Origin of the sequence: Roseovarius atlanticus (assembly GCF_019802205.1) — a bacterium.
In the GTDB taxonomy this organism is placed as follows: domain Bacteria; phylum Pseudomonadota; class Alphaproteobacteria; order Rhodobacterales; family Rhodobacteraceae; genus Roseovarius; species Roseovarius atlanticus_A.
The window spans coordinates 553,235-569,906 of sequence record NZ_JAHVHQ010000004.1 but is presented as its reverse complement, the minus strand read 5'-3'; the positions used below and the strand labels follow the sequence as shown (position 1 = coordinate 569,906).

Annotated in this window: 18 protein-coding genes; 8 read left to right on the top strand and 10 right to left on the bottom strand. The window is 66.6% G+C overall.

Translation table 11 applies throughout. From position 1 onward, the window contains the following. Positions 1-58: 58 nt before the first annotated feature. Positions 59-1,600 carry a DUF2125 domain-containing protein gene (locus tag KUV49_RS19415; RefSeq protein ID WP_261391607.1) on the bottom strand — a complete coding sequence of 514 codons (1,542 nt, stop codon included), beginning with the start codon at positions 1,598-1,600 and terminating at the stop codon, positions 59-61. A gap of 162 nt (positions 1,601-1,762) precedes the next feature. Between KUV49_RS19415 and KUV49_RS19410 the strand changes: the two genes are divergently transcribed. Both KUV49_RS19410 and KUV49_RS19405 read left to right on the top strand, forming a co-directional pair. Further along, the gene (locus KUV49_RS19410) at positions 1,763-2,506 is read left to right on the top strand and encodes an SDR family oxidoreductase (protein WP_222452581.1); all 744 of its coding nucleotides are present in this window, start codon (positions 1,763-1,765) and stop codon (positions 2,504-2,506) included. Next, on the top strand, positions 2,503-3,117 hold the full coding sequence (locus KUV49_RS19405; RefSeq protein ID WP_222452580.1) for an enoyl-CoA hydratase/isomerase family protein: 615 nt from the start codon (positions 2,503-2,505) through the stop codon (positions 3,115-3,117). The genes KUV49_RS19410 and KUV49_RS19405 overlap by 4 nt, the downstream gene beginning before the upstream one ends. A gap of 76 nt (positions 3,118-3,193) precedes the next feature. Here the strand turns inward: KUV49_RS19405 and KUV49_RS19400 are convergent, their stop codons facing one another. The 3 genes from KUV49_RS19400 to KUV49_RS19390 are packed head-to-tail and all read right to left on the bottom strand — an operon-like array spanning position 3,194 to position 5,348. Beyond that, on the bottom strand, positions 3,194-4,576 hold the full coding sequence (locus tag KUV49_RS19400; protein ID WP_222452579.1) for a multicopper oxidase family protein: 1,383 nt from the start codon (positions 4,574-4,576) through the stop codon (positions 3,194-3,196). 57 nt (positions 4,577-4,633) lie between these two features. After that, positions 4,634-4,996 carry an STAS/SEC14 domain-containing protein gene (locus tag KUV49_RS19395; protein WP_222452578.1) on the bottom strand — a complete coding sequence of 121 codons (363 nt, stop codon included), beginning with the start codon at positions 4,994-4,996 and terminating at the stop codon, positions 4,634-4,636. 58 nt (positions 4,997-5,054) lie between these two features. Then, a complete protein-coding gene (locus KUV49_RS19390; protein WP_152493573.1) occupies positions 5,055-5,348 on the bottom strand; it encodes an HNH endonuclease in 294 nt (97 codons plus the stop codon). Positions 5,349-5,421: 73 nt separating this feature from the next. Here KUV49_RS19390 and KUV49_RS19385 point away from each other — a divergent pair, with 73 nt between their 5' ends. Both KUV49_RS19385 and KUV49_RS19380 read left to right on the top strand, forming a co-directional pair. Continuing rightward, on the top strand, positions 5,422-5,784 hold the full coding sequence (locus tag KUV49_RS19385) for a hypothetical protein (protein ID WP_222452577.1): 363 nt from the start codon (positions 5,422-5,424) through the stop codon (positions 5,782-5,784). After that, positions 5,781-6,953, top strand: a complete 1,173-nt coding sequence (locus KUV49_RS19380) for a TIGR03862 family flavoprotein (RefSeq protein ID WP_222452576.1) — start codon at positions 5,781-5,783, stop codon at positions 6,951-6,953. Before KUV49_RS19385 ends, KUV49_RS19380 begins: the two co-directional genes overlap by 4 nt. Positions 6,954-6,975: 22 nt before the next feature. Here KUV49_RS19380 and KUV49_RS19375 read toward each other — a convergent pair whose 3' ends face one another. Together KUV49_RS19375 and KUV49_RS19370 are read right to left on the bottom strand one after the other, a co-directional pair. Beyond that, a complete protein-coding gene (locus KUV49_RS19375; RefSeq protein WP_152493576.1) occupies positions 6,976-7,899 on the bottom strand; it encodes a sulfite exporter TauE/SafE family protein in 924 nt (307 codons plus the stop codon). A gap of 149 nt (positions 7,900-8,048) precedes the next feature. Then, complete coding sequence (locus KUV49_RS19370; RefSeq protein WP_222452575.1) at positions 8,049-8,636, bottom strand: glutathione S-transferase family protein; 588 nt, start codon at positions 8,634-8,636, stop codon at positions 8,049-8,051. Positions 8,637-8,770: 134 nt separating this feature from the next. On the opposite strand from KUV49_RS19370, the gene KUV49_RS19365 reads away from it, so the two are divergent. Continuing rightward, positions 8,771-9,199 carry a GFA family protein gene (locus tag KUV49_RS19365; RefSeq protein WP_261391605.1) on the top strand — a complete coding sequence of 143 codons (429 nt, stop codon included), beginning with the start codon at positions 8,771-8,773 and terminating at the stop codon, positions 9,197-9,199. A 6-nt stretch (positions 9,200-9,205) separates the two neighbouring features. Here KUV49_RS19365 and holA read toward each other — a convergent pair whose 3' ends face one another. Genes holA through leuS form a run of 3 tightly spaced genes read right to left on the bottom strand, consistent with a single transcriptional unit; the run spans position 9,206 to position 13,312 of the window. Next, positions 9,206-10,231, bottom strand: a complete 1,026-nt coding sequence (gene holA / locus KUV49_RS19360) for a DNA polymerase III subunit delta (protein WP_222452574.1) — start codon at positions 10,229-10,231, stop codon at positions 9,206-9,208. Next, complete coding sequence (gene lptE / locus KUV49_RS19355) at positions 10,228-10,719, bottom strand: LPS assembly lipoprotein LptE (RefSeq protein WP_222452573.1); 492 nt, start codon at positions 10,717-10,719, stop codon at positions 10,228-10,230. Before lptE ends, holA begins: the two co-directional genes overlap by 4 nt. Next, positions 10,706-13,312 carry a leucine--tRNA ligase gene (leuS, locus tag KUV49_RS19350; RefSeq protein ID WP_222452572.1) on the bottom strand — a complete coding sequence of 869 codons (2,607 nt, stop codon included), beginning with the start codon at positions 13,310-13,312 and terminating at the stop codon, positions 10,706-10,708. Before leuS ends, lptE begins: the two co-directional genes overlap by 14 nt. Positions 13,313-13,512: 200 nt before the next feature. On the opposite strand from leuS, the gene KUV49_RS19345 reads away from it, so the two are divergent. Continuing rightward, entirely contained in the window at positions 13,513-14,760 is a 1,248-nt protein-coding gene (locus KUV49_RS19345) for a glycosyltransferase (protein ID WP_222452571.1), read from the top strand. A 23-nt stretch (positions 14,761-14,783) separates the two neighbouring features. Here KUV49_RS19345 and KUV49_RS19340 read toward each other — a convergent pair whose 3' ends face one another. Beyond that, positions 14,784-15,272: a DUF3576 domain-containing protein gene (locus tag KUV49_RS19340; protein ID WP_152497527.1), complete on the bottom strand. Its 489-nt coding sequence runs from the start codon at positions 15,270-15,272 to the stop codon at positions 14,784-14,786. A 173-nt stretch (positions 15,273-15,445) separates the two neighbouring features. Between KUV49_RS19340 and KUV49_RS19335 the strand changes: the two genes are divergently transcribed. Both KUV49_RS19335 and KUV49_RS19330 read left to right on the top strand, forming a co-directional pair. Continuing rightward, the gene (locus KUV49_RS19335) at positions 15,446-16,099 is read left to right on the top strand and encodes a YggS family pyridoxal phosphate-dependent enzyme (RefSeq protein ID WP_222452570.1); all 654 of its coding nucleotides are present in this window, start codon (positions 15,446-15,448) and stop codon (positions 16,097-16,099) included. Between the two features lie 68 nt (positions 16,100-16,167). Further along, complete coding sequence (locus KUV49_RS19330; RefSeq protein WP_222452569.1) at positions 16,168-16,557, top strand: hypothetical protein; 390 nt, start codon at positions 16,168-16,170, stop codon at positions 16,555-16,557. Positions 16,558-16,672: the final 115 nt, after the last annotated feature.

Genomic DNA, 16,672 nt, shown 5'->3' with positions numbered 1-16,672 from the left:
CGAACGCGAAAGGGCCGGATCGCCCGGCCCCCCGCATGGTATTCAGGCGTCGCCCGGATCAGCGCAGGCGCTGTCCGTTGGCCAGGACCTGGCCGTCGCTCTTGACCTCGATCTTCGAGGTCAGCGCATCCTCGCCCTCGCCGGGAACCGCGAACATGCCCATCATCATGCGCACGCCCATGGCCTGCTCTTCGGGTACCAGCCCCATCGCGATCAGCGAGTCCAGCAGACCGTTGGCGCCCGTCAGCTTGAGGTCGACCGAACCGTCCGGCGCGGGCATCCCGTTGAAGGTTTCCAGATCGGTATTGTCGAAGGTGAACGCGCCGTCCCCGGTCAGCTCGGCTCCGGCGGCACTGACCGTCAGGGTGTTGATGTCCAGCGTGTTCAACTCGCCCGGCACGCCAAGCTCGCCGGTTTCCGCCGCTTCCATCTGTTCGGGGTCGAAAAGATCGAAGAACAGCTTGGCCGTCCCCGTCAGGTCCAGGTCGATCGTCGCAGGATCATGCGGCAGTTCGCCCGCCGGGTCGAAAATGCCCCAGATGATGTCCGACATCGTGAAATCGCCCAGCGTCACGCCCATGGCGAAATCCTGCGCCTCGTCGCTCTTGGCGATGGGGGTGGTCAGGTTGAACGCGGCCGTGCCGAACGCCACTTCGATCGGCAGCGGGATATCACCGCCGGCCATGTTGAGCTGCATGTTCTTCGACGACACGTCATAGGTCAGGCCCTCGGCGCCCATCGCGACGGTGAATTCGCCCCCGTCCGATTTGGTCGTGCCTTCCGTGGTCTGCGGCGGATCGACGACCTTGAATTCCGACGAGCCCTCGGAATAGGTCATCGTCAGATCCGCGGAAAAACCGTCATTGATCGAGGCCGCGAAATCGGCGGGGTCCATCTCCAGCGGCATGGCGCCCTCGGCCGCGAGCGTCATGCCGGCGAACTGGCCCTTCATCATGAACTGGCCGGTGCCGCCCTCGGGGTCGGCCACGTCGATGGTGTAGTTCACCGGGCCCGTGCTCATCTTCTGGTCCGATTTCCGCAGCTCGCCCACTTGCATCGTGGTCGTCCCGGTGACGTCCGCGATGCGGAATTCCACGGTCCCCAGGTCGACGCTTTTGCCTTCGACTGTCACGTCATCGACGATCACCGCGATCTCGCTGGCGCTGTAGTTGTAAAGCAGGTCGTTCGGCTCGCCCGACGCGGTCATCTCGAAACCGGACGTGTTGTATTGCAGGCCGACCGAGACCTCCTCGGCGTCAGGCGACTCGACCTGCACCTGCATCGGCATTTCCGCCGGCATGCCCACCGACACCGTGCCGTCGCCGTTCTCGGTAAAGGTCATCTCGCCCAGGTTGACCGACACGGTCGTATCCTCTTCGGGGATCGCCATCTTCATCGTCACGTCGGATACGGTCAGCGTGTCGCCCGACTGGCTCTCGTCGCCCGCCACCTCGTAGCCGGAGGACGAAAGATACCCTTTCCAGTCCGCCCAGACATCCGCCGCGGTCACATCCGCCTGTGCCGCGCCCGCCGATAAGACGAGGCCGATCGCCGTCGTCATTCCGAACCTGGCCCGGTCCGTCATATCGAGCAGTTTCATGAAGAATCCTTTCGTGTTGAAATCCTTGATCCCACGCAGCTTCCGCCCTCGCGGAAGCGTGGTCAAGGGGGGTTATTCCCGTCTTGCGCTGGACCTCGGTCGCACCGCGCGATAGCTCTCGTTTGAGCATCTGTACCCATATCGGCGCGAAAGGTTCAATCCATGAAAGACACGACCGTTCTCATCACCGGCGCCAGTCGCGGCATCGGCGCGGCCACCGCCCGTCATTTCGCCGCGCTCGGCGCCAACGTGGTGCTCGCCGCCCGCAGTACCGGCGCAATCGAGGAGATCGCATCGGATATCGGCGACCGCGCGCTGGCCGTGTCGTGCGACGTCAGCCGCTACGATGACGTCAAGGCCGCCGTGACCGCCGCCACCGACCGTTTCGGCGGGCTGGACGTGCTCATCGGCAACGCCGGCGTGATCGAACCCATCGCGCATCTTTCAGACGTCGACCCGGACGAATGGGACAAGGTCATCGACATCAACCTCAAGGGCGTCTTCCACGGCATGCGCGCGGCCCTGCCGGTGATGAAACAGGTCGGCTCCGGCACCATCATCACCATCAGTTCCGGCGCCGCCACCAGTGCGCTCGAAGGCTGGAGCCACTATTGCGCCTCCAAGGCCGCCGCGCTGATGCTGACCCGCGCCGCCGACAAGGAAAACCGCGATCACGGCATCCGCGTTCTGGGCCTCTCGCCCGGCACCGTGGCCACCGACATGCAGCACCAGATCAAGGCCAGCGGCATGAACCCCGTGGCCCGGCTCGACTGGTCCGACCATATCCCGCCGGACTGGCCCGCGCGGGCGCTGGCGTGGATGTGCACGGCGGACGCCGATGGCTGGCTCGGCCAGGACATCAGCCTGCGCAACGAGGATATCCGCCTCGCGGTGGGCCTCACATGATCGAGCTCGACAAATCCAATGACGGCCTCTGGACCGTCACGCTGAACCGGCCCGACAAGGCCAATTCCCTGACCCACGCGATGCTGACCGAGCTGGCGGATATCGCCGAGGCCGCCACCGAGGCCCGCGCGCTGGTGCTGACGGGCCGCGGCAAGGCATTCTCGGCGGGAATGGACCTCGAGGCCGCTCAGTCCGGCCTGCCCACCGACCCGGTGTGGGAGCGCCTGTCCGGTGCACTCACGGCGCTGCCCTGCCTCACCATCGCCGCGCTCAATGGCACCGTCGCGGGCGGGGCCATGGGCATGGTGCTGGCCTGCGATCTGCGCCTCGCCGTGCCCGGCACCAAGGCCTTCTACCCGGTGATGAAACTGGGCTTCCTGCCGCAACCCTCCGATCCGGAGCGGCTGGCACGGCTCATCGGTCCGTCGCGGGCCAGGATGATCCTGATGGCGGGCCAGAAGATCGACACGGACACCGCGCTGCACTGGGGTCTCTTCGACCGGCTTGCGGAGCCCGACGCACTGCTGTCCACGGCCCGCGACCTCGCCACCGATGCGCTTGCGGCGACACCGGACCACGCCGCGCGCATCAAGCACCTCTGCCGCCCCTGAGCGGGCCGGAATTTTCAAAAATTCCGGGATAGAAAATACGTATTTTCTATCCCGTTTTCCGCGCGGAAAACGGCGCCTACGCGATCCGTATCCAGTTCATCATGCCCGACATCTGGTGCGCGGCCATGTGGCAATGAAACATCCAGTCGCCCGGGTTCTCGGCGACAAAGGCGATCTCGCGGCGCTCGTCGGGATGGATCACCAGCGTATCGCGCCATGGCCCCAGGCCGCCCCCCGGCAGCACTTCGCGGAAATGCTGCCCATGCAGGTGCATCGCGTGGGAAAACGCCGTCCGGTTCTCCATCGGCACCCGAACCGTCTCGCCCCTGCCTGCCTCGATCAGTGGCGCCCCGTCCATCCCCGCCTGCCCGTTGAAGGCCCAGAACTGCCCCGCCTCGTAAAGCGCCCGCGCCTCGCGCTTGCTGCCCTGCCACCGGACGCGCTCCGGCAGGCCCCGCATCGCGCCGCCCTCCATGACCAGCGGCACCTGCCGCGCGTCCTTCAGCGCCAGCGCCGGCAGGTCGTTGGGCGGCAGGGCGTGCGGCGCGTCCCGCATCGCCTGTTCCTGGCCCGCGACCGACACGGACACCGTCGCATAGGTGCCGTCCCGCTCCACCGATCCGATGATCGCCTCCTCGCCGGTCCCGGCGCTGATATCCACGATCAGGTCGACGCGCTGCGCCGGTCCGATCTCGACCTGCTCGATCCGCTCCGGCGCCTCAAGCGGCATCGCGTCCAGCGCCACCACCCACGCATCCATCCCCTGGAACACCAGCCGGAAGATACGCGCCGTCGCCGCGTTTACCAGCCGCACCCGCAGCCGCGTGCCCTGCGGATACGTCCGCCGCAACTCGCCCGCACCATTCACCGTGATGAAATTGCCCAGCCGCCCGGCATGGGACATATCGTGCCGGTTGCCGAACTCGGGATGCAGCTGCACGTCCTCGGTCAACCGCCAGTCGTCCAGCACCAGGACCTCCTCGGCATCCACCTCCGGCGGTTCGGCCTCGTCCACCACCAGCACCCCGGCCAGCCCGCGCGAGATCTGCTCCAGCGAATTGGCATGCGGGTGGTACCAGAACGTGCCCGCATCGCGCAGCGCGAAACGATAGTCGAAACTCTCGCCGGGGCGCACCGCCGCCTGAGTCATGCCCGGCACGCCGTCCATGGCGTTGGGAAGGCGCAGGCCGTGCCAATGCACCGTCGTCGGCTGGTCCAGCCCGTTGACCAGCCGCGCCTCGAACATCTCGCCCTGCCGCCGGCGCAGCACCGGGCCCGGCACCCGCCCGTCATAGGCCCAGACCCGCGTCTTCGGAAATTCCCCGGGCGCCAGCTGCAGCTCGGCGGGCGCGGCGGTCAGGCGGTGCCCCGACGCACCGGCCCATGCCAGCCCCGGCACCACCTGCGCCCCGGCCAGCCCGCCGGCCAGCGCCATCACGTCCCGCCGCGTCGGATCCATCTTGCCCTCGCATCTTGCCGCAACCGCAAGAGTGGCCCATCCCGGCACATGGTCAAGTCACTCTGACGCGATCCACTCCCGCGCCGCATCCAGGTCGTCCAGGTCATACGTCCGCAGCTTGGTCGACACCAGCGCGCCCGCCGCCTTGGCCACCGGCCCGATCCAGCCGATATCCGACACCACCGCCACATGGCTGATATGGCGCAGGTTCCTGAAATCGAATTTTATTCCCGGCCAGATCACCGATGGCGCGAACCCGTCGAGGCTCTCGATCACCTCGATCAGCTTCACCGTGCCCTGGGCGTCGATAAAGCCCTGCATCCGGTCCACGATCCTGTCGTAATCCTCGCGCGTGACCTTTCCCGCCACGGTCAGTTCGACGGTCTTCGTTTCGGCGTCTTCTTCATACTCAACGGTCATGATGCGATCCTCCCCCGCCAAGTATACCGTATTCCGGCACGCCCCGCATTGCGCAGGATCAACGCAGCCGGCGCCGTCCGGGCGTTTTCGAATGAAATCCCGGCGGACGCCTGGCCACCCAGCGGATGAACTTCTCCAGTCGCGGATGCGCCCGCAGCGCCTCGACCGTGGCATAGCTTCGCGCCAGCTCGGCCTCGGTCAACGTGGCGTGGATCTCGTTGTGACAGATCTGGTGCAACAGCACGACCGGCCCGCCCTTGCCGCCTTTCAGCTTGGGCACAAGGTGGTGCAGGCTCTGCCTGGCCTCGGGCGGGATGGGCCGCCCGCACAGCGGACACACCGGGTCGTCCATGGCTTTTCCTTGATCTTTCGTCCACGACAGGCAAGAGGATGGACGCACCACGAAGAATGGCAAGGGGGCTGCCATGGATTGGGATAACCCGCCCGCAATCGTCGCGCAGGCCATGGGCCATACGCACCAGGGTCCGGATATCGCGCAGACATGGGCGCTCAGCCCGTCGGCCTGGTCGCGATTCGCGTTCCTCGTGGCGGCGTTCGCGCTGGCGTGGCGTGCCACGCGGCGCCCGCGCCCGGCCACGCGCCGAATGGCCGCCGAAATCGCCGTCGAATACCGGGGCCACGCCACCAGCGACGCCAGGAACCGAGACACTCCGCAAGCGCTCCTTGCCACCCGGAGCGCGCTCAAGGCGCATGAGATCGAAATCCCCGTCCCGCAGCAGGTCATGCGTCCCAGCGGCCCGGGCGCGGCGGCATCGCCCGCCCCATGACGGGCGCGCTGGTCATCGGTGCAGGGCCGGCGGGCCTCATGGCCGCCGACGCGCTGGCCTCGGCGGGCGTGCCCGTCACCGTGGCCGAGGCCAAGCCGTCCCCGGCCCGCAAGTTCCTCATGGCAGGCAAGTCCGGCCTCAACCTCACCAAGGCCGAAGACCTAAACACCTGCCTTGCCGCCTATGCCGAGGCCGCGCCGCACCTGCGTCCGATGCTTGCCGCCTTCGGGCCGGACGATGTCATCCGTTGGGCCGAGGGGCTGGGGCAGCCCACCTTCACCGGCTCCACCGGACGCGTCTTTCCCACCGCCATGAAAGCTTCGCCGCTCCTGCGCGCCTGGCTCTCCCGCCTCGAAGGGCTGGGGGTGACGCTGCACCGGCGCTGGCGCTGGACCGGCTGGGATGGCGATGCCGCGGGGTTCGACACGCCGGGCGGCCCGCGCCAGCTGACCCCCACGGTCACCGTGCTGGCCTGTGGCGGCGCCAGCTGGGCGCGTCTCGGCTCCGACGGCAGCTGGGCGGCCCATCTGCCCGGCCAGACCGTCCCGTTCCAGCCCGCCAACATGGGCTTCACCGTCGACTGGTCCGCCCACATGCAGCGCCATTTCGGCCAGCCGCTGAAGAACATCGCGCTTCATGCCGGTGCGCATATCTCGCGCGGCGAGATCGTCCTGTCCGAAAGGGGCATCGAAGGCGGGGGGCTCTACGCCCTCTCCCGCCCCCTGCGCGAAGGCGCGGCGCTCACGCTCGACCTGCGCCCGGACCTGTCGCTCGATGCGCTCCGAAAGCGCCTGGGGCGTCCGCGCGGCAAGGCCAGCCTGTCGAACCACCTGCGCAAGACCCTGCGCCTCGCACCCTTGGAACAGGCCCTGCTGAACGAATGCGCCCGGCCCCTGCCCGACGACCTCGCCCCGGTCCTCAAGGCGCTGCCGATCCCCCTCGCCGGGCCGCGCCCCATGGACGAGGCGATCTCGACCGCCGGCGGCCTGCGCTTCGACGCCCTCACCGGCGACCTGATGCTGAAATCCCGCCCCGGAACCTTCGCCGCCGGTGAAATGCTGGACTGGGAGGCGCCAACCGGCGGGTACCTGTTGACCGCCTGCCTGGCCTCCGGCCTCTGGGCCGGTCGCGCCGCCGCCCGCTTCGCGACGGGGGCCGCCGGCCCTTAGGCCAGCCGTGCCTGCACACTGCTCAGCCCTCGCGCACCCCGGCGACCGAGAACACGTTCGACGGCTCCAGCACCAGGTCCAGACCCAGCTTCAGACCGACGGCCAGCACCAGCAGGGCCAGCAGGATGCGCAACTGTTCCGCTTTCAGGACCTGCCCGATCATGCTGCCGAATTGCGCGCCGACCACGCCGCCGACGATCAGCAGCGCGGCCAGGACCGTATCCACCGTATGCGTCGTATAGGCGTGCATCATCGTCGTGTAGGCGGACACGAAGATGATCTGGAACAGCGACGTGCCGATCACCACCTTCGTCGGCATCCCAAGGATATAGATCATCGCCGGCACCACCACGAAACCGCCCCCGACCCCCATGATCGCCGACAGGACGCCGACGAAGAACCCGACGATCAGCGGCGGAAAGACCGAGATGTACAGCCCCGACGTTCGGAACCTCACGCGCAGCGGCATCGAATGCACCCAGTCGCGCCGCGTCCGGCGGGCGCGTGGCTTCGGCCCCTGCATCTTGGCGCGACGAATGGCTTTCAAGCTTTCGACGAACATCAGCGTCCCGATCAGCCCGAGAAAGACCACGTAGAACAGGTTGACCAGCAGGTCGACCTGCCCCAGCTGCCGCAGCAGGCTGAAAACATAGACCCCCACGGTCGACCCCGCGAGGCCCCCGGCCATCAAGGCGCTGCCCATGCGGAAATCGACGGTGCGGCGTCGCAGATGTGCGAAGATCCCCGAGAACGACGAGGCGACGATCTGGTTGGCCGATGTCGCGACCGCGACGGCCGGCGGAATCCCGATGAAGAACAGGAGCGGCGTGATCAGAAACCCGCCGCCGACGCCGAAAATGCCCGACAGCAACCCGACGACAAGGCCGACCGACAGCAGCAGCGGGCCGTTGACCGAGACCTCGGCGATGGGCAGATAAAGTTGCATGGCGCGGGTTTCCCTAACCGGGCATGTCCCGCACTTACGCCCATCCCCCCCGGGCTGCAAGGCGGCGGTTCACGGTCCCGCACCCGCCACGCCCTGCCCCCGGCCCCCGTAGGGTGGGTGAAACCCACCGCTCCGGAACGGCGACCATCTCACCCCATCTCCACCACCTTGCGAAACGCCTCGCGGGCTTCCAGCCGCGCCCGGTACTCCGCAAGCACCTTGCCAGGCTCGGGAAACTTCGCGATCTCCGCCCAGCGCAGGCAATGCACCAGCAGGATATCGGGCACCGTCATCTTCTCGCCCATCAGGAACGGGCCTTCCAGCGCCTCGGACAGCCGGGCGACATTGGCCTCGTATTCCCATTTCAGCGTCTCCTTGACCTCGGGCACCCGCTTGTCCTCGGGCAGCACGAAGGTATGCCGCGCGGCCATCCAGAGGGCACAATCCACGTCATCGAGGATCTGGTGCGCCAGCGCATCCTGCCGCGCGCGCTCCAGCGTGCCCGCCTTGTAGGTCAGCGCGCCGTGCCGGTCGGCCAGGTAGGTCATGATCGCCACCGACTCCGTCACCACAGCCCCGTCCACCCGCAACGCCGGTATCTTGCCCGACGGGTTCGCCGCCACCGCGTCGGCGCTACGCGGCCCGGCGGGCGTGTGGTCGTAATCCACGCCCAGCTCCTCCAGCAGCCACAACACCCGGAAGGCCCGGCTGGCCTTCGATCCGATCACTTCGTACATCGCACAACTCCCAGATATGTCGCCTCACGCTTGCCCGCCCCGGGCGACAGCGCAACGATTTTCCACTTCCATACTGACATTTGCTGTCATACCCGTCACCTATCGTGCCGATCAAACTGGAGCGGAGATCCATCATGCACAAATCCGGAACCTGCCTGTGCGGCGCCGTGACCGTCGACATCGCCAACGCCCCCGACAGCACCGGGGCCTGCCATTGCGGGATGTGCCGCAAATGGTCCGGCGGCGTCTACCTGGGGCTGCATGTCAGGGCCGGCGATGCCACGATCACCGGCGCGGACAATATCACCGCCTACACCTCGTCCGACTGGGCCGAGCGCTGTTTCTGCGCCACCTGCGGCACCAACCTCTTCTACCACGTCACCGCACCGGGTCCGATGCAGGGCGACATGCATGTGGGCCTTGGCCTGCTGGACGATCCCTCCGGCATCACCCTGACCGAGGAAATCTTCGTCGACCGCAAGCCCGACGCCTACGCGCTGGCCGGCGACCACAAACGCATGACCGAGGCCGAGACCCTGGCCATGTTCGCCGACATCTCCTGAACCGCCCTACCGCTGCGCCAGCGTCGCCAGCCGGATCAGCGCGCGTTCCACCAGCGCCATGTCCGGCGCGGTCTGCCCCGCCGAGCGCAGCCGCAGGTCGGTGTCGGTCAGCACGCCCAGCGCCTCTTCCAGCTTGGCCGCGCCCCAATGCGCCGCCTGCCGCTGCATCCGGTCGCGGCGCGGGCCGAATACCGGCGGGCGCACGCGGGCAATGCCCTGCCCCGGCCCGCCCGGATCGCTGGCCGCCGCGTAAAGCGTTCGGAAATGCCGGTTCGCCGCCATGCAAAGCCCCACCGGCTGCACGCCCTGCGCCCGCAGCCGCTTCATCACCGGGCCGATCTCGCCCGGCTTGGCCTCGGCCACCAGGTGCAGCACGTCGTCCAGGTCCGCCTCCACCGACACCGGCGCACAGGCGGCGATGTCCTCGGCGCTCAGGGGCGTGTCGTCGCCGCGCTTGTACAGCGCCAGCTTGTCCATCGTCTGGCGGAAATCGCCCGGATCGAGCGCGCGCGCCAGCGCGTTCAGGTCCGTCATCGCGTCGCGCGGCACATCGCGCAGCCCCGCCTTGGACAGGATCGCCTCGATCTCCGCCCGCCCCGGCGGCTCGTCATAGATCGCCGCGGCATAGGCGTTCCTGTGCCCCTCGAACAGCTTGCGCAGCTTCGACGTCGCCTTCAGGCTGCCGGCGGTCACCACCACCTGCGCATCGCCCGGCTGCCAGTCCTCCAGCGCCGCCGTCACAACCGGCGCCACGGTTTCGTTCGCGTCCTCGACAAACGCCACGCGCGGCCCCGGAAAGAAGCCCTGCGCCTTGACCGCGTCCAGCAGCATCGCGGGGTCCTTGCGCAACTCCGACGCGGGGATCCGCGTCAGCCGCATCTCCTCCTCGCCCTGCGGGCCGATCAGGGCGGCAATCACCTCCTGGCGCTTCAGCGCCACGCGCATCGCGTCGGTGCCATAGATCAACAGGCCGGTCTTGTCGGGATCGGGCCGCGCGAAATAAGCCGGCGCATCGCGGGGCGACAGCTTCATGCCGGCAGCTTGCCGGCCTCGGCGGTCAGCCGGTTCAGGATCTGGTCCGCAAGGATCACCATCAGCCGCGCCTCGGCGTCGCGCTGCGCCGCCTGCGTCGCCACGGTGGTGCCCGAGGCCGAGTAGGAGGTAAAGCTGTCCGCCTGTCCGCTCAGGACGACCGCGTTGCTGCGCAGATCGCGCAGCGCGTAAGTCACCTTGCCCAGAAGGTTGTAGCGCGTGTTCACGTTGGCGCGCGAGATCGCGACCGCCTCTTCCGTCAGAATGATCGAATAGCCCAGCCCGTAGACCTGCCGCTCGCCGCGGCCCAGCCGCTCTTCGATATGGCGGGTCAGCAGGTATCCCGGCCGGCTGTTCGGCGCCTCCACCAGCACCGCGCCCTTCAAATTGTGGGCCGCACCGCCCGGCGCATAGGCAGGCGCGAAGCCACAGGCGGCCAGCCCCGCGGGCAGGCCCAGCAATATGAAACGACGGTTAAACGACGACATTCACGATCCGCCCGGGGACGACGATGACCTTCTTGGGCTGGGCCCCATCCAGCGACCTTGCCACAGCTTCGTGCGCCAGCGCGCGTTTTTCAACCTCTGCCTTGTCCATGTCCTTGGGCACGCTGATTTCGGCCCGGCGCTTGCCGTTGACCTGGATCGGCAGGGTCACGCTGTCGTCGGCCAGCATCGCCTCGTCGGCAACGGGCCAGGGCGTGTCCACCACCAGCCCCTCGCCGCCCAGCATCGACCACACTTCTTCCGCCAGGTGCGGCGTCATCGGCGACATCAGCTGTGCCAGCACGCGCATCGACCGCCACTGCGTCGACGCCGAGGCCTGCGTCTTGCTCAACTGGTTGAAGAAACCGTAGATCCGGGCGATCGCGGCATTGAAACCAAAGCTCTCGACGCCCTTCGTGACCTCGTCGATGGTCTTGTGCAGGGCGCGCATCAGCTCGTCGTCATACTGGTTCACGCCCAGCTCGTAGGCGTCCATGATCTCCTGCAACGAGCGGTCCAGGTCAACGACGCCCGCGTCGCGCCTCTCGGCCAGCTCATGCGCCTTGCGCCAGACACGGCCCAGGAACTTGTTCGCGGCCTCGGCGCCCGCGGCGGTCCATTCCACGTCCCGCTCCGGCGGGCTGTCCGACAGCACGAACCAGCGCGCCGTGTCGGCGCCGAAGGCATCGATGATGTTCACCGGGTCGACCACGTTCTTCTTGGATTTCGACATCTTGGCCGAGGGGATGATCTGCACGGGCGTGCCATCGGCCAGCTTGCCGTCGGTCACGTCCTCCGGCAGGTGATAGACCGGCCGGCCCTTGTCGTCCTTCGTCCGGTAGATCTCGTGCGTCACCATCCCTTGGGTAAAGAGCGCGTCAAAGGGCTCGATCGCCTTTTCCGGCAGGTGCCCGCAGATATGCATCGCCCGGGCGAAGAACCGGCTGTAGAGCAGGTGCAGGATCGCGTGCTCGATGCCGCCGATATACTGGTCCACGTTCATCCAGTACTCGGCATCCTCCATCCGTGTCGGCGTCTGCGCATCGGGGGCCGTGAACCGCGCGAAATACCACGAGCTGTCCACGAACGTGTCCATCGTGTCGGTCTCGCGCCGCGCATCCGCGCCGCAGCTCGGGCACTTGCAGTCGCGCCAGGTCGGATGCCGGTCCAGCGGGTTGCCGGGAATGCTGAAATCGATCGGCGTGCCGCCCTCGTCATAGGGCAGTTCGACCGGCAGGTTTTCCTTTTTCTCGGGCACCACGCCGCAGGTGTCGCAATGCACCACCGGGATCGGACAGCCCCAGTAGCGTTGCCGCGACAGCCCCCAGTCGCGCAGGCGGTACTTCACCTGCCCGGTGCCAAGCCCCTTCGCCTCGAACCAGTCGATCGTGGCGTCGATGCCCTCCTGGCTCGTCGCCTCGCCGATGCCGGCGAAGTGGTCGATATAGATCACCGTCTCGGTTTTTGCAGGCACCAGCGCCTCGGTCTCCACGTCCTTTTCCTGGCCGGGCAGGTAGAAGGCGTTGCGCACCTCAAGCCCGTATTTCCGCGCAAAGTCCAGGTCCCGCTGGTCATGCGCCGGACAGCCGAAGACAGCACCCGTGCCGTAATCCATCAACACGAAGTTACCGACCCAGACCGGCAGCTCCCGCTCCGGCCAGACCGGGTGACGCACCGTGATCCCGGTGTCGATCCCCTTCTTCTCGGCCTTCTCCATCGCGGCTTCGGTGGTGTCCATCTTGCGCGTCTCCGCGATGAACGCCTCCAGTTCGGGGTTGTCCTGTGCCAGTTCACGGCTCACCGGATGCTCCGGCGAGATCGCGATGAAACTTGCCCCGCGCATCGTGTCGGGGCGGGTCGAGTAACAGACAAGAGGCGCCCCCGCATCCGTCCGCTCGAACGGAATCTCGATGCCGCGCGACTTGCCGATCCAGTTCTCCTGCATCAGGCGCACCTTGGCGGGCCAGTTCTCCAGCCCGTCCAGCGCCTCCAACAGCTCTTCCGAGAAATCCGAGATCTTGAAGAACCACTGCGTCAGCTCGCGCTTCTCCACCTCGGCGCCGGACCGCCAGCCCTTGCCGTCGATCACCTGCTCGTTGGCCAGCACGGTCATGTCCACCGGGTCCCAGTTCACCACCGCGTTCTTGCGGTAGACCAGCCCCTTTTCCAGGAAATCGAGGAACAGCGCCTGCTGCTGGCCATAGTATTCGGGATCACAGGTGGCGAATTCCCGGCTCCAGTCGATCGACAGGCCCAAGGGCTTCATCTGGCCGCGCATGTCGGCGATGTTGCCATAGGTCCAGTCCTTGGGATGCCCCCCCGACGCCATCGCGGCATTCTCGGCGGGCATGCCGAACGCGTCCCAGCCCATCGGATGCAGCACGCTGTGGCCGGTGGCCAGGCGGTAGCGCGCGATCACGTCGCCCATCGTGTAGTTGCGCACATGCCCCATGTGGATGCGCCCCGACGGATAGGGAAACATCTCCAGCACGTAGTATTTCGGCTTGTCCCGCGACCGCTCGGCCCGGAAAATCCCGGCCTCGTCCCAGGCGCTTTGCCATTTCGCTTCGATTTCGGCGGCAGAATAACGCGACATGACCCGATCGGCCCCTCGTTTCTCAAACTCCAAAGGGTGATAGGGCCCCGCGCCCGCAGGGTCCAGTGCGCAGCGGGCAAAAATCAGACGTAACCGATTTCTTGCAAGAAATCGGGCCGGAAAATTCAAATTTTCCGACGCGGAATTTTGCAAAATTCCGCGCCGCCGCTATAAGCCGGAAAAAACGCACAGGCAGTTGAATGAAAATCCTCTTCATACATCAGAATTTTCCCGGCCAATACAAACACCTGGCACCCCTGCTGGCCTCGCGCGGACACCACTGCGTGGCCCTGACGCTCAAGGTCGACAAGCCGACCACGTGGAACGGCGTGAAGGTTGTCCCCTACACTCTGCCCAAACGCGCGGGCCAGAACCTGCACCCGTGGCTCGTCGATCTCGACACCAAGGTCACCCGCGGCCACGCCTGCTACCGCGCCGCCCGCACGATGAAGGAAAACGGCTACGCGCCCGACCTCATCCTGGCGCATCCCGGCTGGGGCGAATCGATGTTCCTGCGCGATGTCTGGCCCGATGCGCGGCTTGCCATCTACTGCGAACTCTACCACCTTGCCGATGAACAGCACCTCGACTTCGACCCCGAATTCGTCAAGTCGGAACGTGAGATCCAGGCGCTGCGCATCCGGCTGAAGAACATCAACAATCACCTTCATTTCCCCTTTGCCGACGCCGGGATAAGCCCCACGCGGTTCCAGGCCGATACCTTCCCCGCCGACTTCCGCGACAAGATCACCGTCTCGCATGACGGAATCGACACGCTCTCCGCCTGTCCCAAGCCCGATGTCCGGCTGACGATCGAAGGCCAGGTCGACGTCACCCGGGACGACGAGGTCATCACGTTCGTCAACCGGAACCTCGAACCCTATCGCGGCTACCACATCTTCATGCGCGCCCTGCCGCGCCTTCTGCGCGAGCGGCCCAACGCCCGAATCCTGATCGTCGGCGGCGACGAAGTCAGCTATGGCGCCTCCCCGCCCAAGGGGCAGACCTGGAAGCAGATTTTCCTCGACGAGGTGCGCGACCAGATCCCGGACGCCGACATGGCCCGGGTGCATTTCCTGGGCCGCATCCCCTACGACCAGTTCCTGCGCCTCTTGCAGGTCAGCCGCGTGCATGTCTACCTCACCTACCCCTTCGTGCTCAGCTGGTCGCTGATGGAATCGATGTCCTGCGGCGCGGCGATCGTCGCCAGCGACACCACGCCCGTGCGCGAGGTGATTCGCCACGACGAAACCGGCCGGCTGGTCGATTTCTTTGACGGCGAAGCATTGGTCGACGAAGTTTGCGCCCTGCTGGAAGACGAGCCGGCCCGGCGCAGGCTCGGCGCCGCGGCGCGCGACCTCATGCGCGAGAATTACGATCTGCAAACGATCTGCCTGCCACGGCAACTCGACTGGATTTCCAGCGTGATGGACGGTGCGAAGGTCTGACGCTGGTCAGGCGGCAGGCCCGGTCAGAACCGTTCCGCCTGCGTGCGCAGCTGGCGCGCTCGGCTCAGGATCGCATCCTCGATGGCGCGTTGCGTGCCCGCCGCAACCGGGCCGCTTTGCGATTGCAGCGCCACGTTCAGCGCCCGCGCATCCAGCGCCGGATCGCTGATCAGGACGGTCGCGCGATAGGCGCGCCCGCCGCCCGGCGGCCTGCCGTAGCCGGTCGAAATCACGCCGGTGAACGGGTCCGCGCTTTGCACGGGAAGAAAATCAAGCACCTCCAGCGAAGCGGTCCAGAGGAAACGGTTCACCCGGATCCCCGCCGAGCCGTCGTTCTTGAACGCGTCGAACAGGCTCGTGCCCCCGGTCGCCGCCGTCGGTGTCTGGTTCGGACCGCCCTCCACCTTATACGCATCAGGGTTCAGCTTGCCGTTTCTGAACGTGCTGCAAGACGCCAGCAAACCTATGCTCGCCAACAGAACCACCGCGCTTTTCAAAGGGGATTTGAACATTCCACCACCCGTTCCAGTTTTCCCCTCATTATCCAACGAAAAGAACCTCGGCAAGGTTGTTTCCCCCACCCGTGCCCGAAAGCGGGCGAACTGTGGTCGCACCGCGTCGGGATTTGCGCACCCGCCGCGCCTGTGGCACTACCTTTGCAGGTATCAAGGATCGGATCGACACGATGAGTTTGCACGACATCAAAACCCGCATCGCGGCCGCCGAACAGGACGCGGGCCGTCCCGCCGGATCGGTCAGCCTCATTGCCGTGTCCAAGGTTCAGCCGGACGCGCGCGTGACCGCGGTCCTGGACGAGGGCCACCGCGTCTTCGGCGAGAACCGCGTACAGGAAGCTGCCGGCAAATGGCCCGGCTTCCGCGAGAGCTATGACGGCGTCGAGTTGCATCTCATCGGCCCGCTTCAGACTAACAAGACACGCCAGGCGTTCGAGCTTTTCGATACGATCCATTCGGTCGACCGTCCCAAGCTGGCCAGGACCATCGCCCGCATCGCGCAGGAAGAAGGTCGCTGCCCGGGCCTCTTCATCCAGGTCAACACCGGCGAGGAAGACCAGAAAGCCGGCATCCTGCCCTCCGAGGCGGACGCCTTCGTCGCAGACTGCCGTGATCTCGACCTCACGATCGAGGGGCTCATGTGCATCCCGCCGGTGGACGAGGAAGCAAGCCTGCATTTCTCTCTCCTCGCGAAGATCGCAGAGCGCAACGGCCTCTCAGGCCTGTCGATGGGCATGAGCGGCGATTTCGAACGCGCCATCGCGCTTGGCGCCACCCATGTCCGCGTCGGCAGCGCCATCTTCGGCGAGCGCGAACACGATTAAACGCTAGGTGAAACCTCGGCGCTGACCTAACCTTGCCGTGACTGCAGCACAGCACCGGGAGAATCGGAATGCGTCTCATGTCCACCGCGCTTGTCGCGCTCGTGTTGTCCGCCGGCGTTGCCGCGGCCGAGTTCACCCTCGGCTTCGACTGGGGCGACATTCCCCGCTGCACTTCCGGACGCCCCAACACGGTCGGCAGCCCGGCCTTCGTCCTGCGCGGGGTTCCGGCGGGCACGACCACCATCCAGTTCCGGCTGAAGGACCTGAACGTGCCAAGCTACAATCACGGCGGCGGCACGGTAAAGGTGGGACGCGACGGCAAACTGCCCTTCGGCGTCTTCAAATACAAAAGCCCCTGCCCGCCCGGCGGCGCCCATACCTACGAATGGACCGCGACGGCCAGGTCGGGCAACAACACACTTGCCACCGCCAAGGCCCGCCGCAAGTACCCGGAATGACGCCGGGACCAAAAGTCTTTCAAAGACTTTTGGCAATTTCCTTCCAAAGGAAATTCCCGCGCCAGCGGCACCGACGCGCTGCCACCCGGATACCGACGCGATACCGACATGCGTT